We start from the raw sequence: 22,051 nt of genomic DNA on the forward strand, positions 1-22,051 counted from the left end.
CTGCGAGGGTTCCCTACTCTTTTTTTATTCGGAGCCGTCAGCACTTGCGCGGCTTTCGTTGTTTTCTTCCCGAAGTACCTTGATTTTCAGAGTAGAAGGGCCCCGTTGCCGGTTCCGTTCTTTTGGCTGCTCGCCCGCTGCACGCTTTTAAAAAGCACTCCTCGATGCCCAACTACAACGCTATTACCAAGAGCATTACCCTGCCCGACGGTCGGCAGATTACCCTGGAAACCGGCAAGCTGGCCAAATTCGCCGACGGTGCCGTCGTCGTGCGCCTCGGCGACGCGATGCTGCTGGCCACGGTCGTGTCGCAGCCCAGCTCCCGCGGCGACGTGGACTTTTTGCCGCTGTCGGTGGATTACCAGGAGAAATTTGGTGGTGCCGGTAACATTCCCGGCTCGTTCCAGCGCCGCGAAGGCCGCCTGTCGGACTACGAAATCCTGGTGTGCCGCATTGTAGACCGCATCCTGCGGCCGATGTTCCCCAAGGACTATCACTACGAGGTGCAGGTGATGATAACGCTGATTTCGGCCGATAAGACCGTGCAGCCCGACGCCCTGGCTGCCCTGGCCGCCTCGGCCGCCCTGTCGATTTCGGACATTCCCTTCGCCGGTCCGATTTCGGAAGTACGCGTAGCCCGCATCGACGGCAAGCTGCAGATCAACCCGCTGACCGCCGACCTGGCCCGCGCCGACATCGACCTCATCGTCGGTGCTACCGCTGACTCGGTTGCCATGGTGGAAGGCGAGATGAACGAAGTGAGCGAAGAGGAGATGGTAGAAGCCATTGCCTTCGCCCACGTTGCCATCAAGGAGCAGGTGCGCGTGCAGCGCGAGCTGGCCGCCGAGGTGGTAAAGTCCCACGTGAAGCGCGAGTATCCGCAGTACGAGGAGAATGACGCGCTGAAGCAGCAGATCATGCAGGCCGTGCACCAGGGAGCGTACGACGTAGCCAAGTCGGGCAACCCCAGCAAGGCCGGCCGCAAGGACGCTTTCGGCGCCATCAAGAAGCCGCTGCTGGCTCAATTGCTCGAAGAAAACCCGGAGCTGGACATGAAAATGTTCGGCCGCTACTACGCTTCGGCGGAGAAGAAAGGCATCCGCGACATGATGATCAAGGAGCGCACCCGCCTCGACGGCCGCGCCCTAACCCAGATTCGCTCGATCTGGAGCGAGGTGAACTACCTGCCCGGGGCCCACGGCTCGGCTTTGTTCACCCGCGGCGAAACCCAGTCGCTGACCACCGTCGCCCTGGGTACCAAGCTCGATGAGCAGATCATCGACACGGCCATGACCTCGGGCTACAGCAAGTTCATGCTGCACTACAACTTCCCGGCCTTCTCGACCGGCGAGGTGAAGCCGAACCGCGGCCCCGGCCGCCGGGAAATCGGCCACGGCAACCTGGCCATGCGCTCGTTGAAGAAGGTATTGCCTTCCGACGACGAAAACCCCTACACCATCCGCATCGTGTCGGACATCCTGGAGTCGAACGGCTCGTCGTCGATGGCGACGGTTTGCGCCGCTTCGATGGCTCTGATGGACGCGGGCATTAAAGTGCGCGCGGCCGTTTCGGGCATCGCCATGGGCCTCGTGCAGGACAAGGAAACCGGCGAGTACGCCGTGCTGAGCGACATCCTCGGCGACGAGGACCACCTCGGCGACATGGACTTCAAAGTAACCGGCACCGAGAAAGGTATCGTGGCTTGCCAGATGGACATCAAAATCCAGGGCCTGAGCAGCGAAATCATGACCGCCGCCCTGCACCAGGCCCGCGAAGGCCGCCTGCACATTCTGCGCGAGATGGCCAAGACCATCAGCGAGACGGCCGCGGAGCTGAAGCCTCACACGCCCCGCTCGCACAAGATGCTGATCGACAAGGAGTACATCGGCGCGGTAATCGGGCCCGGCGGCAAGGTTATCCAGCAGATCCAGAAAGACACCAACGCTACGGTGATCATCGAGGAGAAGGACGAGAAAGGCCACGTAAGCATCTACGCTTCCAACCAGGAAGACATGCAGGCGGCCATCGACCGGATCCGCGCCATTGCGGCCACGCCGGAAGTGGGCGAAACCTACAAAGGCAAGGTGCGCAGCATCCAGCCCTACGGCGCGTTCGTGGAAATCATGCCGGGCAAGGATGGCCTGCTGCACATCTCGGAAGTATCGCACGAGCGCCTGAACGCGCTGGAAGGCGTGCTCGAGGTAGGCCAGGAAATCGACGTGAAGCTGATGGACATCGACAAGAAAACGGGCAAGTACCGCCTCTCGCGCAAGGCCCTGCTGCCCAAGCCCGAGCGGGCCGCCGACGAGGCTCAAGGCTAAAGCAACCTTAGCGAACTTTCACGGAGGTCGGCACGTTGTTTACAATTGCCGACCTCTAGGAAGGCCCTAGTGATGATTAATACTTTCAAAAATACAATTTCGCGCCCGCAATGAGACAGCTTAAAATAAGCAAGCAGATCACCAACCGCGAAAGCCAGTCGCTGGATAAGTACCTCCAGGAAATTGGCAAGGTTGATTTGCTCACTCCCGACGAGGAGGTAACGCTGGCGCAGCGCATTAGAGAAGGCGACCAGCAGGCGCTGGAGAAACTGACCAAAGCCAACCTGCGCTTCGTGGTGTCGGTTGCCAAGCAGTACCAGAACCAGGGCCTGTCGCTGGGTGACCTCATCAACGAGGGCAACCTCGGCCTGATTAAAGCCGCCAAGCGCTTCGACGAAACCCGCGGTTTCAAATTCATCTCCTACGCCGTATGGTGGATTCGTCAGTCGATTCTCCAGGCTTTGGCCGAGCAGTCGCGCATTGTGCGTTTGCCGCTGAACCGGGTGGGCTCGCTGAACAAGATCAGCAAATCCTTCTCCGAGCTGGAGCAAAAATTTGAGCGCGAGCCTTCGCCCGAGGAAATTGCTGAAGTGCTGGAGCTGACCACCTCGGAAGTGGTGGATACCCTGAAAATCTCGGGCCGCCACGTGTCCGTGGATGCTCCTTTCGTGCAGGGCGAGGAAAACCGCCTGCTCGACGTGCTCGAAAATGAGGACGAGGAGAGCCCCGACACGGGCCTGATGAACGACTCGCTCCGCAAGGAAGTGCAGCGCGCCCTGAGCACGCTCACCAAGCGCGAAGCCGACGTGATTACGCTCTATTTCGGCCTGAACGGGGAGCATTCCCTGACCCTGGAAGAAATCGGGGAGAAGTTCAACCTGACCCGCGAGCGGGTGCGCCAGATTAAGGAGAAGGCCATTCGCCGCCTGCGGCATACGTCGCGCTCCAAAGCGCTGAAACCGTATCTGGGATAGTTTTTACCGTCTCATCCTCAAAAAGCCCCAGCCCTCAGTTGGGGTTTTTTGTTGGCGGACTGCCGGCCTTTAAAACGTCATGCTGAGCGCCGCGAAGCATCCCGCCCGCTTCGTTGTTATACCATTCAGGCGAAACGGGCGAGGTGCTTCGCGGCGCTCGGCCTGACGTTCTGTTAGCTTGCAGTGGCAGAATCCGGCTGCCGGATTACTTTTGCAATTCATTTCATCAACTCTGCTTTTCCAAAGCAATGGATACTACCACCACCGAACACATTAAGTGTCTGATTATCGGCTCCGGCCCGGCGGGCTATACGGCGGCCATTTACGCGGCCCGGGCCAACATGGCTCCCGTGATGTACCAGGGTTTGCAGCCCGGCGGCCAGCTTACCATCACCAACGACGTGGAGAACTTTCCCGGCTACCCCGATGGCGTGATGGGCCCCGAAATGATGGAGGACATGAAAAAGCAGGCCGCCCGCTTTGGCACCGACGTGCGCTACGGGCTGGCCACGGCGGTGGACTTTTCCAGTCACCCGCACAAAATCACGATTGACGAAAGCAAGCAGATTACGGCCGACTCCGTAATTATTGCTACCGGCGCCTCGGCCAGGTGGCTGGGGCTGGAGTCGGAGGCCCGGCTGAACGGCTCGGGCGTATCGGCCTGCGCCGTGTGCGACGGATTTTTCTACCGCGGCAAGGATGTGGTGATTGTGGGGGCCGGCGATACGGCGGCCGAAGAAGCCACCTACCTGGCTAACCTGTGCCGCAAGGTGTACATGGTGGTGCGGAAAGGGGAGATGCGGGCTTCGAAAATCATGCAGAAGCGCGTGGTGGACAACCCCAAGATTGAGGTGCTCTGGAACACGGTGACCGACGAGATTCTGGGCGAGCACGCCGTGGAAGCCGTGCGGGTAAAGAATACGCTGACCCACGAAACCCGCGACCTGGCAGTAGAGGGCTTCTTCGTGGCCATCGGGCACGACCCTAACTCCAAGATTTTCCAGCCCTACCTGCACCACGACGAGCAGGGCTACCTGAAAACCATTCCCGGCTCGTCCAAAACCAACGTTGATGGCGTGTTTGCCTGCGGCGACGTGCAGGATTTCACCTACCGCCAGGCCGTGACGGCCGCCGGCACCGGCTGCATGGCCGCCCTGGATGCCGAGCGCTACCTGGCCGCCCTGGGCGAACACTGATAATGTGGGTAATGTGATTAATGTGCTGATGTGGGGAATGTGGGCAATGTGCTGATGTGGGCAATGTGGGTAATGGGCTGATGTTGGAAACAGGCTTTTAGCTCAAGCCAACAAGGGACAACCCCCTTTCTGGTAGCTGGTGAAGCAGTTATCCTACCTGGCAAAGCAGAAACCGCCCATTCCCCACATCAGCACATCAATTCACATTCCCCACATCAGCACATCAATTCACATTCCCCACATCAGCACATTAATTACATCAGCACATTAATCACATTATAGCGGTTTCGCGCACGGTGTGGCTGCCGGTCCGGCGGCTACCAGCCGTCGGGCCGGTCGTCGCTTGAGCTATGCCGCCTGAACAGCGTCAGCTAACGGAAACCGGTCCGGCGGCTGAAAAAGCCGCCGGACCGGGACCTACACCGTTCGCGAAACCGCTATAGCACATCAGCACATTAATCACATTAGCACATTAATACATCAGCACATTAATCACATTACCCACATTACCCACATTTCACCACTCTGCCTTTGCTTCATTTGCTTAAATACTGGCTGGGGCCGCTGCTGTTGCTGATGCTGTTCTGGGCCACGCCCGGGGCGGCGCAGGCCCAGCGCCGCAAAGCCACGGTGCCGAAAGCCAAGGCGGGGTCGGCCGGGCAGCGCAAGGATTTCTTTCGGATCAAGTCGCCCACCATCCGCTACGTACGGCCCGATACCACGGTGCTGATTGAAACCCAGGACCTGCCCGACGACAACTCGGAAGCGGCCAAGTCGATCTTCTTCAATCCGGCCAAGAAACTGTCCCTCGTCAGTGAGGATACCACGACCCTCGACGAGGGCGAACAGCAGATTGTGGAGGTGTCGGAGCAGGTGCTCATCGACAGCTCCTGGGTGAAGGTGGCGGGCTATTATTCCATCTGGGACACCCACAACATTAATCCCTACCGGGTAGATGGCCGCCGGATCCGGGATACGCTCATGCTGCACCTTACCGAGCCCGAAAAGCAGCGCTTTGGCAAGATGCCCCTGCGCACCACCCCGCTCACCTCCGACTTCGGCTTCCGCGGCTACCGCTGGCACTACGGCGTAGACCTGGACCTGGAAACCGGCGACTCCGTGCGGGCGGCTTTCGACGGGGTGATGCGCATTTCGAAATGGGACGGCGGGGGCTACGGCAACTACCTGCTGGTGCGCCACTACAACGGTATTGAAACCCTCTACGGCCACCTGAGCCGGGCGCTGGTGAAGCCCGGCACGTTCGTGAAAGCCGGACAGGTCATCGGGCTGGGGGGCAGCACGGGGCGCAGCAGCGGCTCGCACCTGCACTTTGAGGTCCGCTACGAGGGCAACCCCATCGACCCGGAGCGCATGTACGACTTCCCCGACTATAAGCTCAAGCAGGATAACTTCCAGATCACCTCCTCACTGTTCGACTACTACAGCCGCGCCCTGCGGGCCAAGGCCGCGCACCGCTCCTCCAGCCGCCCATCGTCGGCGCGCCGGGTGGTCACGCACCGCATTCGCAGCGGCGACACGCTTTCGGAAGTGGCCCAGAAGTACGGCGTCTCCCAGGCCCAGCTGCGCCGGCTCAATGGCAACGTGCGCACCCTGCAAGTCGGCAAAACGCTCCGGGTGAAGTAGGGCCTGGTGCCTGGTGCCTGGTTTTATGTCGTCTGTCATCCTGAGCCTGCGAAGGACCTTCCTGCTCGACACTACAAAGCATGGTGAAATGAGCAAAGCCCTTTACCATTGCGCGGGAAAGGACTTTGTGCGTTGAATGGCCAGTGCAGTAAACTAGGAGGAAGGTCCTTCGCAGGCTCAGGATGACAGACGATAAAAACCAAGCTCCCAGGACCCTAAGACCCCAACCCCCTAAGCCCCCAAGATCCCAAGCCCCCAAAAACAATGAAACTTGATATTCTGGCCATTGCGGCCCACCCGGATGACGTGGAGATGTCGGCGGCCGGCACTATGCTGGCGGCGGCGGCGGCGGGGCAGAAAATAGGGATTGTAGATCTTACCCGGGGCGAGCTGGGTACGCGGGGTACCCCCGCCAGCCGGGCGGCCGAAGCGGCGGCGGCCAGCAGGATTCTGGGCCTGCACGCCCGCGAGAACCTGGGGCTGCCGGACGGCTTCTTCCGCAACGACCGGGAACATCAGCTGCCCATCATTGCCGCCCTGCGCCGCTACCAGCCCGACATCGTGCTCTGCAACGCCATCCACGACCGCCACCCCGACCACGGCCGCGGTGCCCAGCTCATTTCCGACGCCTGCTTTCTGGCCGGCCTCAGGATGATTGAAACCTTCGGTGCCGACGGCCAGCCCCAAGCCGCGTGGCGGCCTAAGCACGTGTATCATTTCATTCAGGACCGCCAGATCAGCCCCGACTTCGTGGTGGATATCACCGGGCACTGGGCGAAGAAGTGGGAGTCGATTCTGGCCTACAAAACGCAGTTCTTCGACCTGGAAAGCACCGAGCCCGTCACCTACCTGTCTACGCCGGTGTTCACCAAGTTCATGGAAGCCCGGGCCCGCGAGTTCGGCCACCTGATCGGGGTGGAGTTTGGCGAAGGCTTCACCCGCGAGCGGGTGGTGGGCGTACGCCAGCTGACGGACCTGATTTAAGCGGCTGGTTACAGGCCCGGCCTTCGGGCTGCTACCAGGCGTACAGCATCTATTTAGAGCAGTTTCCCAAACCCTATACCCAGGGTGCAGCAACGCGACCCTTCGGGTGTCTGCCAGCGGCCCCCCGTTTATGAAACCGCTCCTCCAAGCCTGCCATCTGCTATGCCTATGAAGTCGGCGCTGCTGCTGCTATTGCTGGCGTTCTTAGGGCTCCGCGCCACGGGGCAGGCGCGGGTGCAGCCGGCCGCGCCCATCAGCGACGCCGCCCTGCAGCGTGTGCTGCGCAAGGCGATATCGATGCAGGGGGTGTGCAGCGATAGGTACGCGGAGGCCACCCGCACCCAGGATATTGCGGCGGTCAATACCACCGGGGCCCGGTTTATCGGGCGGGCCGCCTACTGGTGGAATACCACCTACGGCGACGCCGAGGAGCAGGCCCACTTCCGCCGGAGCTACCGCAATACCCGGGCCCTGCTGAGTGGCCCGGTGCCGGAGCGCATCGTGCAGGCGGGGGTGTTCGAGTTTATTGCCGGCCGCGAAACCGACCCCACCAAGTCTACCTACGGCGGCCCTACGACCTTCAACGCCGACGTTATCACCATTCCGAAGTGGGTGCTGCAAGCCTGGGGGCAACCCACGGCGGTGCGCCGGACTTTTTCGGCGGCCGACATTGCCTACCGCAGAAGCGACCCGAACGACCCCACTGCCACCGATAAGGAGCAGCCGTTTCTGGTGCCCGACGTTACCCGGCTCCAGGCCCGCATGTGGCTCTACTACCGGGCGTGCAGCTACCTGGCGGCGGATATGGAAGCCCTGCACATGGGCCAGTGGAACACGATGGCGGTCAACGATGCCCGGGGGCTGGACGAAGGGGGGGCCGCGGTCCATCCGCCGTACTACTATACCCGGGAGCTGTTCCGCAAGATCCGGGACTTTGCCGCCCACGGCACCCCGGGCTTCCCCCAGCTGAACCAGCGGCGGGGGGCGCGCCGGGGTTTCGTGGTATTGGACTGCCACAGCCGCCGCCCCATCCTGTTTCGGGCCGGAGCCAGCGGGGTCGCCACCGACCTGTTCGACTTTTACTCTTCTCCCATCAGCGCGGAGGGAATCCTGACCGGGGGCACCCCCAGCTTTTATGGGGCCCCCGTGTTTGGCACCCAGCTGATCCGCAACCAGTGCTCCTCCGAATTCAACAGTGGCCTGGGCAGCCCGGACAATCCGCGCCTGTGGCTGGTGGAGCTCGATAACAGCCTCAGCGACCCGGCAGCCCCCAATCCGGCGGCCCATAAACGGATGTGGGGCTGGGACGAAATCAGCTGGTTTGCCGCGCAGCCCCGGGCCTACCGCGCCGACTGGCTGCGCTACGTCCACGGCTGGCTGCAGTGCAACGCCCCGGCCGTGCGCCTGCAAATGCCGGGACGCCGCAAGCTGTCGGGGGCGCAGTCGGGCTATTACCGGTTCAATGCCCCGGGCAACCCGGAGGTGCAGCGGATTAAAGCCCTATGGAGCCCGGCGCCGGCGACTTACTTCCCGGCCGGTCCGGTGCGGGCCCACCACCCCAGCAGCCCCGTTAATACTGCGGCCAGCAACCTGGCCGTTGAGGCCGACGGCTCCCTGTTCTGGGTGGATGCCGGATCCGGGCTGATCCGCTACGCCCGCTGGGACGCGGCGGCGGCGCCGCCCCAGTGGAAGCTGGGCACCATCCCGGACGTGACCAATGCGGCGGGGGACCTGCTGTTTCTGCGGGCCGGGCTGCTTTTCTACCGCACCACCGACCATAAGGTGGCGTATTGCGAGTACCAGGCCGCCCCCAAATCCTGGAGGCCCCGCGTCACCGACTCGGCTACCAGCGCCGTGCCGGCCAACGTGGGCGGTGATCTGGTGTTTGAGTCCTCCGGGTGGCTGCAGCAGCGGACCAACACGCCCACCGTCTTCTACCGCAGCACCCGGGGCCAGCTCGACTACGTGCAGCAGCAGCCCGACGGCACTTGGGCGCACGCAACGCTGAATGTGGCGGTCGATTCGGCGGCGGGGGCCATTGCCTGCCCCGCCCCGGGCACCGTGGCTTACGTCGCCAACCACCAGCTCAAGGTGCTTCGGCTGGTCGGGGGAGCCTGGGAGCCGGTGCCGGGCGTGGTCCGGGATGCCGTGGGCAGTCTGGCCGTGGAGCAGACCAACCCCGATTCGGAGGACGTGGTCTTCTATTACCACACCCAGGCCGGGAGCATCGGCAGCGCCCGCTACAACTATGGCGCCGCCACGCCGGGGTGGGGCGCGCATACTGTCGTGACCGGCACCGAAGGGGCCCGGGGGCCTATCATCGTCACCGGCAGCAGTGCCTTGCTCTACCAGCGGGGCCACCACATCCGCAGTGCGCGGTGGTGCCCGGCTCCCGAGCCGGCGGCCGCCGGGTGGGTGGGGGAGCAGTACGGGGCCGTGCAGAACTGCGGCGGGGGCCTGGTCCGTCAGGCCGACAACAGCCTCTACTACCTGGGCCTGCACGGCGAGGTCCGCTACCTGACCTGGGAGGCCATCCGGGACTGAGAGGGTGTTGTGAACCGTGGCGGGTAGGGCCGCAGGCTGGCGTCTCGGCGGCCGCGCCGGTGTACCGATTGTCGTTTAACGCCGAGACGCCAGGATGCGTCTTTACATCCGGCGGGCTGCCAACGAAGCGGCTTCCACCGTCACTCGGCCCGGCTGAGTGGCTCCTGCGCCGTTAGGCTTTCTCCAGGCGCCGCGGTTCCGGCTTGCCGCTGGCGCGGCAGTGGAGGTTCAACCTCCGCGTCAAAGCTGGGCACGAGTTACGGCTTCGCCTAAACTCGCGCCAGTGGGGGCGCCAGTGGGGTTTACCCTGGGGGGGGCGGTTTGGACCAGGGAAGCGTATATAGTATTTTATGTATACTTTACTTCCCTTCGTCCAGCTTGTTCCGTCCCGTCCGTCATGTCCAGCCTTGGGTTAGCCTTCTACGATGCCCCGAATCCGGAGCAGTATCTACAGCTCCGGGATGGGCAGCAGCCGCTTTTTCTGCACGACGAGCACGGATCCCCGCTGCTGCGCTACACCTATTACCCCGCCGAGGAGCTCATGCACGCCCAGTGGCACAGCAATCTGACGACCGACGCGGTGATTTTCGGGGGGCATACCACCCTGCTGCTGGCCCAGCAGCTGAAGTACCGCTGGCTGCTCAACGACATCAGCCTGGCTACCGGCGACTGGACCGAGGCCCTGGACTGGCTGGAATTTGAGTGGCTGCCCCAGGCCCAGGAGTACGGTCTGCGGGCCTGCGCCCACGTGTTTACCCCGAGTATGTACAACCAGTTCGTGACTCAGGAATATCTGACCCGCCTGCAGGCATACCTGCCCATTCAGTCCTTTACCGAACTGGAGGCTGCCCAGGCGTGGCTGCACGGGCAGCAGTAGCCCTGACGCACTCAGCGGAAAACCCAGAGGCACCAGCGTTGCCCGTCAGCGGCCGGGAGGGGATGTAGCGTAGCGTGGCCGCTGCTGGCGCGGGTTTAGCGCCGCGTAACTCGTGCCCAGCCATAACAGGAGGCTGCGCCTGCCCATTACCATTATAACGATAACGCTACCCAAGCTTCTTCAGGCGGCGCGTTTCCGGCTTGCCGCTGGCGCGGCAGGGGAGGTGTACCCTCCACGTCATGGCTGGTCACGAGTTACGCGGCGCTAAACTCGCGCCAGTGGGGAGTTTAGGCGAAGCCGTAACTCTTGACTTGTTCTGGCATGAGGCGCAGCCTACCGCCGGAACGACCACGCCGCGCAGGTTCCTCCAGACGAAGCGGAGTAGGCCAGGCAGTTGAATCCTGTATTTGTGACTGGCCCACCTAATGGGGAAGCTTACAAGTGTATGCTTCCCCATTAGGTGGGCCAGTCACAAGTATACACATACAGCGGATTCATGATTGGTGTACGCTCCGGTCCGGCGGCTTTTTCAGCCGTCGGGCCGGTTGCCGCCAGAACAACCCGCCAGGATGAAACAATATCCGCGACCTTCGACCGGCCCGACGGCTGAAAAAGCCGCCGGACCGGAGCCAATGACCGGTACACCGATTCCGAAACCGCTATAAAGCGAAACGCCCGACCATCTGGCCGGGCGTTTTGCTTTACAATGACTTTTTGCTCTACCGCGCCCCCATTCGGTTCCGCTTCCAGTTGGAGCCCGTAACGGCCGGAGCATCACTGGAAGCTACCACCGGCGCTTTCTTTTCCGTCATCAGCATGGCGGTGAGCACGGCGGCTACTTTGGCAATGTTGGGGTCGGTGGCGGCGGGGGTGAGGTCGGCGGGGGTGAAATGGTCGCGGATGAAGTTCGTGTCGAAGTTGCCGCTCACGAAGGCCGGGTGCCGGAGCACGTAGCGGCCGAAGGGCAGCGTGGTCTGGATGCCCGTAATCTGGTACTCGTCGATGGCGCGCAGCATCCGCTCAATGGCCTCCGTGCGGTCTTTGCCGAAGGTGACGAGCTTGGCAATCATCGGGTCGTAGTAGATCGGGATGTCCATGCCCTGCTCGAAGCCGTCGTCGACGCGTACGCCGGGGCCCTGGGGGCGCACGTAGGTGGTCAGCGTACCGATGTCGGGCAGGAAGTTGTTGGCCGGGTCTTCGGCGTACACCCGCAGCTCCAGGGCGTGGCCGGTGATGGTCAGGTCCTCCTGGGTGAAGGCCAGCGGGTGCCCCTCGGCCACGCGGATCTGCTCCTTCACCAGGTCGAGGCCCGTAATCTGCTCCGTCACGGGGTGCTCCACCTGCAGGCGGGTGTTCATCTCCAGGAAGTAGAAGTTGTGCTTATCATCCAGCAGGAATTCCACGGTGCCGGCCCCGGTATAGTTGCAGGCCCGGGCCACCTCCACGGCGCAGCGGCCCATTTCGGCCCGCAGCTCCGGCGTGAGTACCGAGGAGGGCGCCTCCTCAATCACCTTCTGGTGGCGGCGCTGAATGGAGCACTCCCGCTCGAATAAATGCACGATGTTGCCGTGCTCGTCGCCCAGCACCTGAATCTCGATGTGGCGCGGCCCGGTCACGAACTTCTCGATGAACACGGCCCCATCGCCGAAGGCCGACACGGCCTCGTTGATGGCCAGCTGCATCTGCTCCTCAAACTCGGCCGCGTTGTTGACGATGCGCATGCCCTTGCCGCCGCCGCCGGCCGAGGCCTTGATCAGAATCGGGAAGCCCACCTCACTGGCAATGCGCTTGGCTTCTTCCACGTCCGAAATGGCCTCGTCGGTGCCGGGCACCAGCGGAATGTTGTAGGCTTTCACGGTCTGCTTGGCCGAGAGCTTATCGCCCATCAGCTCCATGGCTTCGGGTGAGGGGCCCACGAAAATCAGCCCGGCTTCCTTCACCTTGCGGGCAAAGCCGGCATTCTCCGAAAGAAAGCCGTAGCCGGGGTGAATGGCATCCACGCCGAGGCGGCGGCATACTTCCAGGATGGCGTCGCCGCGCAGGTAGCTCTCACTCGACTGCGGCCCGCCCACGCACACGGCCTCGTCGGCGTAGCGTACGTGCAGGGCCTGGCGGTCGGCTTCGGAGTAGATGGCCACGGTCTGGATGCCCATTTCCTTGGCCGAGCGCAGCACGCGCAGGGCAATTTCGCCCCGGTTGGCCACGAGGAGCTTGGTGATTTTCATGAGTTGTGAGTTGTGAGTTGCCGGTTGCCAGTGGCTGGTTGCCGGTTAGCAGACGTTCCTGGAAAGAACGAACTGGCAACCGGCAACTCGCAACTGGCAACTGAATAGGCAAAGAAACGCCATTCCTGCGGCTTCCTAAACCGGAATGCCTAAATTAAAGGCGGGCCAGGCGAAGTTGGACGGCAGGCGGGCAAGGGCTACCTTTACGAATTGCCATAACTTTGTACAAGCTGCCGGAGTTTGCAGAACAGTTCTCTCCGACTTTCTTTCACAACTAACGTTTCCTCCGTGGATCTTTTCGAGAAGATTGCCTCCAACCGTGGCCCGCTGGGCAGCCATTCCCACTATGCGCACGGCTACTTTACCTTTCCCAAGCTGGAAGGCGAAATCAAGCCCCGCATGATTTTTCGCGGCAAAGAGGTGCTCACCTGGAGTCTGAATAACTACCTGGGCCTGGCCAACCACCCCGAAGTGCGGCAGGCCGACATCGACGGGGCCACCGACTTCGGCATGGGCCTGCCCATGGGTGCGCGCATCATGAGCGGCAACTCCAACCTGCACGAGCAGCTGGAAAACGAGCTGGCCGAGTTCGTGAAGAAGCCCGACTGCCTGCTGCTCAACTTCGGCTACCAGGGCGTAGTTTCTATTATCGATGCGCTGGTGAACCGCCACGACGTGATTGTGTACGACGCCGAGTCGCACGCCTGCATCATCGACGGCGTACGGCTGCACCAGGGCAAGCGCTTCGTGTACCCGCACAACGACATGGAGAGCCTCGAAAAGCAGCTCCAGCGGGCCACCCGCCTCACCAACGAAACCGGCGGCGGCATCCTCGTCATTACCGAGGGCGTATTCGGCATGTCGGGCAACATGGGCGACCTGAAGGGCGTGCTGGCATTGAAGGACAAATACCAGTTCCGCCTGTTCGTCGATGATGCCCACGGATTCGGCACAATGGGCGCTACGGGCGCCGGAACGGGCGAAGAGCAGGGCATCCAGGAAGGTATTGACCTTTATTTTTCGACGTTTGCGAAGAGCATGGCCAGCATCGGCGCCTTCGTAGCGGGCCCGGAGAGTGTAATTGAATATTTGCGCTACAACATGCGGAGCCAGATTTTCGCCAAATCCCTGCCTATGCCGCTCGTAGTGGGCGCCATCAAGCGGTTGGAGCTGCTGCGGACCCAGCCCGAGCTGAAAGACAACCTCTGGACGATCGTGCGGGCCCTGCAGAGCGGTTTGCGCGAAAAGGGCTTCAACCTGGGCACTACCAAGTCGCCGGTAACACCGGTGTTCCTGGCCGGGGAAATCCCCGATGCCACCCAAATAACCTTCGATTTACGCGAGAATCACGGTATTTTCTGCTCTATCGTGGTGTACCCGGTCGTGCCCAAGGGCGTGATTATGCTCCGCCTGATCCCCACGGCCGTGCACACGCTGGACGACGTGCGGGAGACGATTGCTGCCTTCGAGGCCGTGGCCGTGAAGCTGGATAAGGGTCTGTACTCCAAAAATACGGTTACCGTGTAATCAGCGCGGTTTTTAGGCAAAAGTGGCAAAAGCGGCCGGCAACTCAGGGAGTTACCGGCCGCTTTTTTGTGCTATTCCCAGATGGTGACTAGTTCGAAGTGGTTGGTCAGGCGGTGTTTTAGGGGTAAAAAATGCCTTTAGGGGCGGGGAAAGGGGGTTTAGAAAAAAAGTAGAACTATTGCTTGTATTTGAAATCCCTGTATATTAGGCCCAGTCAAAAACATTAACCCACACCAATCAACCCCTCCCCAATGAACAACTTTGGCAAACTGAAAGACCTCGTAATGGCACTGGAAGGCGACTTCGAGAAGTTCTACGACAAGCAGAACTCAGCCGCTGGTACCCGCGTGCGCAAAGGCATGCAGGAGCTGAAGAACATGGCGCAGAGCATCCGCACCGAGGTTCAGAACGCGAAGAACACCGCCGCTCCGGCCGCTGACGCTGCCAAGGCTGCTCCGGCTAAGAAAGCTGCCGCTGCTCCGGCCGCCAAGAAAGCTGCTGCCGCCAAGAAGAAGTAAGTCTGAACCACGGATTCCAGCGGATTTTTCGGATTTCGCGGATTTTGTGGACGGTACCAAAAGGCCCTGCCATCCGGCCTTGTCCTTACCCAAAACTCAAAAGCCCCTCCGGCCATGTGGCCGGAAGGGCTTTTTTGCGAGGTTGCCAAACTGATTTGCTGTTTTTCAGGCCGTGTCAGCTGGTGAGAAAAGGCCTTTTGGTGGGCTCTGAGCAGTCCAAAAAAGATTTGGGTAAGGACAAGCCATCCGGCAGGGCCTTTTTAGTTGCCCGTTGCTGAACCACGGATTCGTCCGGATTTTGGACCACGGATTCGTCCGGATTTTTCGGATTCGTCGGATTTTGTGGACGATTACCAAGTAACGCAGGCAGCGCAAACAGTACCGCGCCATAGATTCGTCGGATTTTGTGGACGATTACTCCGGCACAAGAAAGGCTACCCGTCCGGGTAGCCTTTTTGCGTGACTGGCGGTTGGGTTTCACATCCGCGCCAACTACAAAATCCGACCAATCCGAAAAATCTGGACGAATCCGTGGTCCGGATTAATTTAGCTTGATGAGGAAGTAGTTTTTCTTGCCCTTCTGCGCCACCATATACTTGTCGAGCAGGAGGGGGATATCGAGGGCTACCTGCTCGGGGGCTACTTTCTGGCGGTTCAGGCTCACGCCGCCGCTCTGCATCATCTTGCGGGCTTCGCCTTTGGAGGGGAAGATCACGCCGTTGGTGGCGTCGCTGAGCAGGGTTACCACGTTGGCTTCGGCCAGCAGCGCGCGCGACACTTCTACCTGGGGTACGCCGCCGAATACGTCGAGCAGGGTGGCTTCGTCGAGGCTGCTGAGCTCGCCACCGCCGAAGAGCACCTGGGAGGCCGCCAGCGCGGTTTCGTAGGCCGCTTCGGAATGCACCCGGATAGTGACGTCCTGGGCCAGGGCTTTTTGCAGGGTGCGCAGGTGCGGGGCCCGGGCGTGCTCAGCTTCCAGGGCTTCGATTTCGGCCTGGGTGAGCAAAGTGAACACCCGGATCAGGCGCGGCGCGTCCTCATCGGCGGCGTTGAGGAAGAACTGGTAGAACTGGTAGGGCGAGGTCATGGTGGGGTCGAGCCACACGTTGCCGCCTTCCGTCTTGCCAAACTTGGTGCCGTCGGCTTTGGTGATGAGCGGCGTGGTCAGGGCGTAGGCCTTGGCGTCGGAGTCGCCGAGGCGGCGGATCAGCTCGGTGCCGGTCGTGATGTTGCCCCACTGGTCGGAGCCGCCCATCTGCAGGGTGCAGTTCAGGGTGCGGAACAGGTGCAGAAAGTCGTAGCCCTGCAGCAGCTGGTAGCTGAACTCGGTGAACGAGAGGCCATCGGCGCGCTGCTCGCCCTCGGCCTCCCCGGAGCCCAGGCGGCGCTTCACCGAATCCTTGGCCATCATGTAGTTTACCGTCAGGTGCTTGCCCACTTCGCGCAGGAAATCTAGGAAGCCGAAGTCCTTGAACCAGTCATAGTTGTTGACCACGACGGCGGCATTCGGACCGGGCGTAAAGTCGAGGAACTTCTCCAGCTGGGCCTTAATGCCCGCCTGGTTGCGGCGCAGCGTGTCCTCATCCAGCAGATTCCGCTCGGCCGACTTGCCGGAAGGGTCGCCAATCATGCCCGTGGCGCCGCCGACCAGCGCCACCGGCCGGTGCCCCGCGCGCTGCAGATGCACCAGCAGCATAATAGTAGCCAGGCTGCCGATGTGCAGCGATACGCCGGTGGGGTCGAAGCCGATGTAGCCGGAAACCGGCTGTTGGGCGGCCAGGTGTTCGGCCGTACCAGGCATGGCATCGTGCAGCATCCCGCGCCAGCGGAGTTCGTCGAGGAGGTTCAAGTTGAATTAAGAATTAAGAATTAAGAATTAAGAATTGGCAAGTAGAACCGGTCGATGCGGGGCATCTATGGTCCCGGCAGGCGCAAGTCTCCCAAGGCAGACGGCAAAGGTAAGGGCTAAGCTGTACCTTTGGTGGGAAGAATTGTGGCCCTCCCGGAACCCGTCCGGCAATTCTTAATTCTTAATTCTTAATTCTTAATTAAAACTTGACCTTCTCCGCCGACGACCTTCTCAAGCAGATTCAGCAGCGGCAGTTTCAGCCCGTGTACTTCCTGCAGGGGGAGGAGCCTTATTATGTAGACCTGATAGCCGACAAGCTGGAGCAAACCGTGCTGCCCGAGGCCGACCGGGGCTTCAACCAGGTGGTACTCTACGGCAAGGATACCGACCTGGCCACCATTCTGGGCCAGGCCCGCCGCTTCCCGATGATGGCCGAGCGGTCGGTGGTGATTGTGAAGGAAGCCCAGGCCATTGCCGATCTGGAGGCGGAGAAGAACTGGCCGTTTCTGGAGGCTTACCTGAAAAACCCGCTCACGAGCACCGTGCTGGTGTTCTGCTATAAGCACAAAACCCTCGACGCCCGCAAGAAGCTGGGCAAGCTGCTGGCCGAAAAAGCCGCCGTGCTTACCAGCAAGAAAATCTACGACAACAACGTGCCGGCCTTTATTACGGGCTACGTGCGCAGCCGGCAGCAGAGTATTTCGGGCCAGGCCACGGCCATGCTGGCCGAATATATCGGCCCCGACCTGGGCCGGCTGACCAACGAAATCGACAAGCTGCTGCTCAACGTGCTGCCCGGCCACAGCATCGACGAGGATCTGGTGCAGCGCATGGTGGGCATCAGCAAGGACTACAACATCTTCGAGCTGCAAAAGGCGTTGATCCAGCGCGACGTGCTCAAGGCCAACCGCATCCTTTCCTACTTCGAGGCCAACCCCAGGGCCAACCCCATCATCCCGAACCTGACGCTGCTGTTCGGCTTCTTCACCAAGCTGCTGGTGCTGCACCAGCGCGGCAACCCCTCCGACGCCGACTTCAAGAAGCTCGGCATCATGCACAGCTTCGCCCAGAAAGACTATACCCTGGCCATGCGGGTGTACGACTTCGGCCGCACCCGGGCCATCATCCACCTCATCCGCCGCGCCGATTTGCAGAGCAAGGGTGTGGAAAGCGGCTCGATGACCGACGGCGAAATCCTGCGCGAGCTGGTGTTCCTGATCCTGCACCCGGTGCCGCTGAGCGCCATTGTGGGGTAGAAGTTAGCTGAACGAGCCAAAAAGAACGTCATGCTTCGACTTCGCTCCGCATGACGTTCCTACCAGGGCTTTAAAATAGTTGGAAACCCCGCCGCGCAAGATTATTCACCTCGACATGGACGCTTTCTACGCCTCCGTGGAGCAGCGCGACCACCCGGAGCTGCGGGGGCAGCCCGTGGCCGTGGGCGGCTCGCGGGAGCGGGGCGTGGTGGCGGCGGCCAGCTACGAGGCCCGGCAGTTCGGGGTGCGCTCGGCCATGGCGTCGGCAGTGGCGCGGCGCAAGTGCCCGGAGTTGATTTTCGTGAAACCCCGCTTCGAGGTCTACAAGGCCGTCTCGCAGCAGATCCGGGCCATCTTCGCCGACTACACGCCCCTGGTTGAGCCGCTTTCCCTGGACGAAGCCTACCTCGACGTCACGCATAGTCCCAGCCCGCTCACGGCTACCGAGCTGGCGCGGGAAATCCGGGGCCGCATCTTCCGGGAAACCCAGCTCCACGCCTCGGCGGGCATCTCCTACAATAAGTTTCTGGCCAAGCTGGCCTCCGACTACCGCAAGCCCAACGGGCAGTACGTCATCCGCCCCCACCAGGGGCTGGCTTTCGTGGAAACGCTGGCCGTGGGTCAGTTTCACGGCATCGGCCACGTCACGGCGGGGCGCATGAACCAGCTCGGCATCTTTACCGGTCTCGACTTGCGGCAGCAGCCCGAGGCCTTTCTGCGCCAGCACTTCGGCAAGGCCGGCTCGTACTACTACGCCATTGCCCGGGCCGAGGACCACCGCCCCGTGCAGCCCAATCGGGTGCGCAAGTCCATCGGCTCGGAAACCACCTTTGAGCACGACCTGACCACGCTGGCCGAGCTGGGCGCGGCCCTGCTGCCGCTGGCCGAATCGGTCTGGCAAACCTGCGAGCGGACCGGGGCCCGGGGGCGCACGGTCACCCTCAAGGTCAAGTACGCCGACTTCCAGCAAATCACCCGCCGCCGCACCGGCTTTGCACCGGTAGCCACCCGGGAAGCTCTGGAGCTGGCCGCGTTGGAGCTGCTGCGTACCCAGGTGCCGCTGGACAAAGGGGTACGCCTGCTGGGCGTTACGGTCTCCACGCTGGAAGGCGAGCAGGAACCGGGCCGGCAGCTGGTGCTGGGGTTGTGAGGGAGTAATGGGGAAACCAGAACGGTCATTCCGAGCGCAGCCGAGGAATCTCGCGTGCTGACGGCGGATTACTATTCCAACGTCAGCACGCGAGATTCCTCGGCTGCGCTCGGAATGACGTTCTTATTACTCGGAATGACTGTTCTGTAGGTTTAGGCTTGCTTTCCTGCCCGGGCCGGCTTCTTCGGGGCCTTGCGCTTCTTCGGCCGGTGGGGTTTGGGGCGGGCCGGGCGGGCGGACCGCTCGGCTTTGCGCTCGGCCCTATTCAACAGCCGCTGGGGTAGGCGCAGGGTGAGCTGGTCGCGGGCAAACTGGGCCAGGTGCGACAGCGGCACCAGCTGGGTGTGGCGCAGAAAGTGCAGCACCTCGCGCCGCCGCAGGGTGCTGACGCCGCTGAAGCCCCGGGCCAGCAGAAACTGCTTCACTTCTTCCAGCAGCAGCAGGCTGGCAATAGCGGCCCGTTCCACGGTGGCATTGTAGCCCGCGGGCCGGTGCGGGTGTAGTCCGTCGGCTGATACCACCAGTACGCCCACCCACGCCGGCAGCAGGGGCAGCAGCTTGGTCAGGTGCTTTTCGGTGACGACGAACGTGACGAAGTCGTAGACCTCGGCGTAGCAGCGCAGCTGGTTGGCCACCCGCTGGAGCGTGTCGCCGTCGCCCTTCACCTCGTAGCCGTGCATGAAGGCGGGGGTGATGTGCACCACGTCGGCGCGGGTGGTGCCGGTGGGCAGCTCATCGACGTAGACGCCTTCCAGGAGCAGAGGATACAGCAGGGCGCGGATTTCCGGATCGTTCATACAGCCCCGCAAGATAGGGCCGAACGGCGTCTCGGCGTTGAACAACCTCTTGGGCCCGGCATGGAAGATATCGGCCAACGGCGCGGCCGTCGAGACGCGAAGTGTCGCGTCTCTACATCGTTCAATGCTGCACCGGCTTGGAGAAGGAGTAGGGTGCGTCGTCGTGCCTCCTGGCAATGACAGCCAATTATGGAAATCACGGTGCATCTTTCTACATTCCCCGGCGCCATTCACCTCCCCGCTGCCGATGGAAACCACCCACGACCTGCCCATTGCCACTGCTGAGCCCTCCACCGCCGGCCTCAGCAGCCCCGATCTGGCCCCCGTAGCCTGGGCCGACCGCAGCTGGACCACCGGCAACTATGCCGCGTTGTGGATCAGTATGAGCCTGTGCATTCCGACCTACATGCTGGCCAGCTCGCTGATTGAGGGCGGTATGAACTGGTGGCAGGCCCTGCTCACGATTCTGCTGGGCAATACCATCGTGCTGGTGCCCATGCTGCTCAATGGCCGGGCCGGAGCCCGGTATGGCATTCCGTTTCCGGTGTTTGCCCGGGCCAGCTTCGGGGTGCGCGGGGCCAATATTCCGGCGCTGCTGCGGGCTTTGATTGCCTGCGGCTGGTTCGGTATCCAGACCTGGATTGGCGGCTACGCGCTGTATCAGATGGGCGTGCTCTGGCTGCCGGCGCTGGGTACGCTGCCGGCCGTGTTTCCCGCGTCGTGGGGGCTGGCTACCGGCCCGGCCATTACGTTTCTGCTGTTCTGGGGGCTGAATATGTACGTGGTGCACCTGGGCGTGGACAGCATCAGGAAGCTGCTCGTGTTCAAGGCGTTTTTCCTGCCCGTGGCCGCGCTGGCCCTGCTGTTCTGGGCTATTTCCGCCGGTCATGGTCTGGGCCCGATTCTGGCCCAGCCGTCTAAGTTCGCCTCGTCGGCGGCCTTCTGGGCCTACTTCTTTCCGGCCCTCACCGGCATGGTGGGCTTCTGGGCCACGCTGTCGCTGAACATCCCCGACTTCACCCGCTACGCCGTCAGCCAGCGCGCCCAGCTGCTGGGCCAGGCCATTGGGCTGCCCGCGTCCATGACCCTGTTCTCGTTCGTGGGCGTGGTCGTGACCTCGGCCACGGTTATCATCTATGGCCAGACCATCTGGGACCCGGTGGTGCTGGCAGCCCGCTTCGAGAGCCGGCTGCTGGTGAGCTTTGCCATGCTGGCCGTGGCGCTGTCCACGTTGGCCACCAACATCGCCGCCAACATCGTGAGTCCCGCCAACGACTTCGCCAACCTCTCGCCCACGCGCATCAGCTTCAAAACCGGGGGCTACATCACCGGCGTCATCGGCCTGCTGATTTTTCCCTGGAAGCTCATTGCCGACCCCTCGGGCTACATCTTCACCTGGCTGGTGGGCTACTCGGCCCTGCTGGGCCCCATTGGCGGCATCATGATTGCCGACTACTACCTGCTGCGCCACCAGCAGCTCGACGTGCCGGATCTGTACCAGTACCACGGCCGCTACACCTACCGCAACGGCTTCAATACCGCCGCCATCCTGGCCCTGCTCGTCGGCATTGCACCCAACGTACCGGGCTTCCTGGTGGCCATCGGCGGGCTGCCGAAAGACGCCGTGTGGTCCGGGCTGGTGGCGCTGTATAACTATGCCTGGTTCGTGGGTTTCGCGCTGTCGGCGGTGGTGTATGTGGCGCTGATGCGGGGGGTGAAGATGGTGGAAAGTTCTGCCCGTCCTTCGGTTTAAGTCACCTGTCATTAAATCGCCTGTCATCCTGAGCGGCGATTTAGTGACAGGCGTCTTAGCAACGTTTGCCCTGGTGATGGCCGCGCGTAAGGGCCTGCCGGCCGCCACGGCGTTTGAGGTAGCCGAGGCTTTTGAACTGCAAACGCCCCAGCTGGAGGCCATCTACGAGCTTTCCACCAAGACGCTGCGCAGCTATACGCAAAGCAAAAAGCTGCTTAACGCGGCCGGCAGCGAGAAAACCCTCAAGATTATTGCTCTCTACCAGCTGGGCGTGGAAGTGTCCGGCGACGCGCCGGCCTTCCGGCATTGGCTGGGCAAGCCCGCCCACGGCCTGGCCGGCGAAGTACCGCTGCCCCTGCTCGAAACCAGCGGCGGCATCGACCTGGTGGCGGAGGAGCTGAGCCGCATTGCCTACGGCGACCTGGCCTAACTGCCG

Annotated in this window: 15 protein-coding genes and 1 pseudogene; 13 read left to right on the plus strand and 3 right to left on the minus strand. The window is 62.1% G+C overall.

The genetic code is table 11. The annotated features are described in order from the left end of the window. The first annotated feature begins 164 nt into the window (after nucleotides 1-164). From pnp to ABD833_RS10010, 7 genes are all read left to right on the plus strand, one after another. The gene (gene pnp, locus ABD833_RS09980; protein WP_345072759.1) at nucleotides 165-2,321 is read left to right on the plus strand and encodes a polyribonucleotide nucleotidyltransferase; all 2,157 of its coding nucleotides are present in this window, start codon (nucleotides 165-167) and stop codon (nucleotides 2,319-2,321) included. A 110-nt stretch (nucleotides 2,322-2,431) separates the two neighbouring features. Next, nucleotides 2,432-3,295: a sigma-70 family RNA polymerase sigma factor gene (locus ABD833_RS09985; RefSeq protein WP_073111364.1), complete on the plus strand. Its 864-nt coding sequence runs from the start codon at nucleotides 2,432-2,434 to the stop codon at nucleotides 3,293-3,295. A gap of 248 nt (nucleotides 3,296-3,543) precedes the next feature. Then, entirely contained in the window at nucleotides 3,544-4,491 is a 948-nt protein-coding gene (gene trxB / locus ABD833_RS09990; protein WP_345072698.1) for a thioredoxin-disulfide reductase, read from the plus strand. A 540-nt stretch (nucleotides 4,492-5,031) separates the two neighbouring features. Continuing rightward, nucleotides 5,032-6,135, plus strand: a complete 1,104-nt coding sequence (locus tag ABD833_RS09995) for a peptidoglycan DD-metalloendopeptidase family protein (protein WP_345072699.1) — start codon at nucleotides 5,032-5,034, stop codon at nucleotides 6,133-6,135. Between the two features lie 264 nt (nucleotides 6,136-6,399). Beyond that, on the plus strand, nucleotides 6,400-7,119 hold the full coding sequence (bshB1, locus tag ABD833_RS10000; RefSeq protein ID WP_345072700.1) for a bacillithiol biosynthesis deacetylase BshB1: 720 nt from the start codon (nucleotides 6,400-6,402) through the stop codon (nucleotides 7,117-7,119). A gap of 168 nt (nucleotides 7,120-7,287) precedes the next feature. Continuing rightward, the gene (locus tag ABD833_RS10005) at nucleotides 7,288-9,663 is read left to right on the plus strand and encodes a hypothetical protein (protein ID WP_345072702.1); all 2,376 of its coding nucleotides are present in this window, start codon (nucleotides 7,288-7,290) and stop codon (nucleotides 9,661-9,663) included. Between the two features lie 397 nt (nucleotides 9,664-10,060). Further along, on the plus strand, nucleotides 10,061-10,540 hold the full coding sequence (locus ABD833_RS10010; protein ID WP_345072704.1) for a hypothetical protein: 480 nt from the start codon (nucleotides 10,061-10,063) through the stop codon (nucleotides 10,538-10,540). Nucleotides 10,541-11,259: 719 nt separating this feature from the next. On the opposite strand, the gene accC is transcribed toward ABD833_RS10010, so the two are convergent. Further along, nucleotides 11,260-12,765 (minus strand): acetyl-CoA carboxylase biotin carboxylase subunit, encoded by a 1,506-nt coding sequence (gene accC / locus ABD833_RS10015; RefSeq protein WP_345072706.1) that lies wholly within the window; start codon nucleotides 12,763-12,765, stop codon nucleotides 11,260-11,262. A 288-nt stretch (nucleotides 12,766-13,053) separates the two neighbouring features. Between accC and ABD833_RS10020 the strand changes: the two genes are divergently transcribed. After that, nucleotides 13,054-14,292: an aminotransferase class I/II-fold pyridoxal phosphate-dependent enzyme gene (locus tag ABD833_RS10020; RefSeq protein WP_345072708.1), complete on the plus strand. Its 1,239-nt coding sequence runs from the start codon at nucleotides 13,054-13,056 to the stop codon at nucleotides 14,290-14,292. Nucleotides 14,293-14,543: 251 nt separating this feature from the next. Then, a pseudogene (locus ABD833_RS10025) lies at nucleotides 14,544-14,714 on the plus strand (histone H1); the annotation flags it as partial. 637 nt (nucleotides 14,715-15,351) lie between these two features. On the opposite strand, the gene tyrS reads toward ABD833_RS10025, so the two are convergent. Further along, on the minus strand, nucleotides 15,352-16,659 hold the full coding sequence (tyrS, locus tag ABD833_RS10030) for a tyrosine--tRNA ligase (RefSeq protein WP_345072710.1): 1,308 nt from the start codon (nucleotides 16,657-16,659) through the stop codon (nucleotides 15,352-15,354). A gap of 206 nt (nucleotides 16,660-16,865) precedes the next feature. Between tyrS and holA the strand changes: the two genes are divergently transcribed. Then, entirely contained in the window at nucleotides 16,866-17,915 is a 1,050-nt protein-coding gene (holA, locus tag ABD833_RS10035; RefSeq protein ID WP_345072712.1) for a DNA polymerase III subunit delta, read from the plus strand. A gap of 115 nt (nucleotides 17,916-18,030) precedes the next feature. Then, on the plus strand, nucleotides 18,031-19,065 hold the full coding sequence (gene dinB, locus ABD833_RS10040; protein ID WP_425553624.1) for a DNA polymerase IV: 1,035 nt from the start codon (nucleotides 18,031-18,033) through the stop codon (nucleotides 19,063-19,065). A 152-nt stretch (nucleotides 19,066-19,217) separates the two neighbouring features. Here the strand turns inward: dinB and ABD833_RS10045 are convergent, their stop codons facing one another. Then, entirely contained in the window at nucleotides 19,218-19,862 is a 645-nt protein-coding gene (locus ABD833_RS10045) for a sce7726 family protein (protein ID WP_345072715.1), read from the minus strand. Nucleotides 19,863-20,109: 247 nt separating this feature from the next. Here ABD833_RS10045 and ABD833_RS10050 point away from each other — a divergent pair, with 247 nt between their 5' ends. Then, a complete protein-coding gene (locus ABD833_RS10050; protein WP_345072717.1) occupies nucleotides 20,110-21,615 on the plus strand; it encodes an NCS1 family nucleobase:cation symporter-1 in 1,506 nt (501 codons plus the stop codon). Nucleotides 21,616-21,658: 43 nt separating this feature from the next. Further along, on the plus strand, nucleotides 21,659-22,045 hold the full coding sequence (gene parS, locus ABD833_RS10055) for a type II RES/Xre toxin-antitoxin system antitoxin (RefSeq protein WP_345072718.1): 387 nt from the start codon (nucleotides 21,659-21,661) through the stop codon (nucleotides 22,043-22,045). Nucleotides 22,046-22,051 lie beyond the last annotated feature (6 nt).

This window comes from Hymenobacter fastidiosus (genome assembly GCF_039539565.1).
GTDB classification, from domain to species: Bacteria; Bacteroidota; Bacteroidia; order Cytophagales; family Hymenobacteraceae; genus Hymenobacter; species Hymenobacter fastidiosus.

What these genes read in the sequence shown, in the direction of transcription:
- dinB (WP_425553624.1), top strand. Translation starts at nt 18,031, where the DNA reads ATGGACGCTTTCTACGCCTCCGTGGAGCAGCGCGACCACCCGGAGCTG.
- ABD833_RS10005 (WP_345072702.1), top strand. Translation starts at nt 7,288, where the DNA reads ATGAAGTCGGCGCTGCTGCTGCTATTGCTGGCGTTCTTAGGGCTCCGC.
- ABD833_RS09985 (WP_073111364.1), top strand. Translation starts at nt 2,432, where the DNA reads ATGAGACAGCTTAAAATAAGCAAGCAGATCACCAACCGCGAAAGCCAG.
- bshB1 (WP_345072700.1), top strand. Translation starts at nt 6,400, where the DNA reads ATGAAACTTGATATTCTGGCCATTGCGGCCCACCCGGATGACGTGGAG.
- accC (WP_345072706.1), bottom strand. Translation starts at nt 12,765, where the DNA reads ATGAAAATCACCAAGCTCCTCGTGGCCAACCGGGGCGAAATTGCCCTG.
- pnp (WP_345072759.1), top strand. Translation starts at nt 165, where the DNA reads ATGCCCAACTACAACGCTATTACCAAGAGCATTACCCTGCCCGACGGT.
- ABD833_RS10050 (WP_345072717.1), top strand. Translation starts at nt 20,110, where the DNA reads ATGGAAACCACCCACGACCTGCCCATTGCCACTGCTGAGCCCTCCACC.
- ABD833_RS10010 (WP_345072704.1), top strand. Translation starts at nt 10,061, where the DNA reads ATGTCCAGCCTTGGGTTAGCCTTCTACGATGCCCCGAATCCGGAGCAG.
- ABD833_RS10045 (WP_345072715.1), bottom strand. Translation starts at nt 19,862, where the DNA reads ATGAACGATCCGGAAATCCGCGCCCTGCTGTATCCTCTGCTCCTGGAA.
- trxB (WP_345072698.1), top strand. Translation starts at nt 3,544, where the DNA reads ATGGATACTACCACCACCGAACACATTAAGTGTCTGATTATCGGCTCC.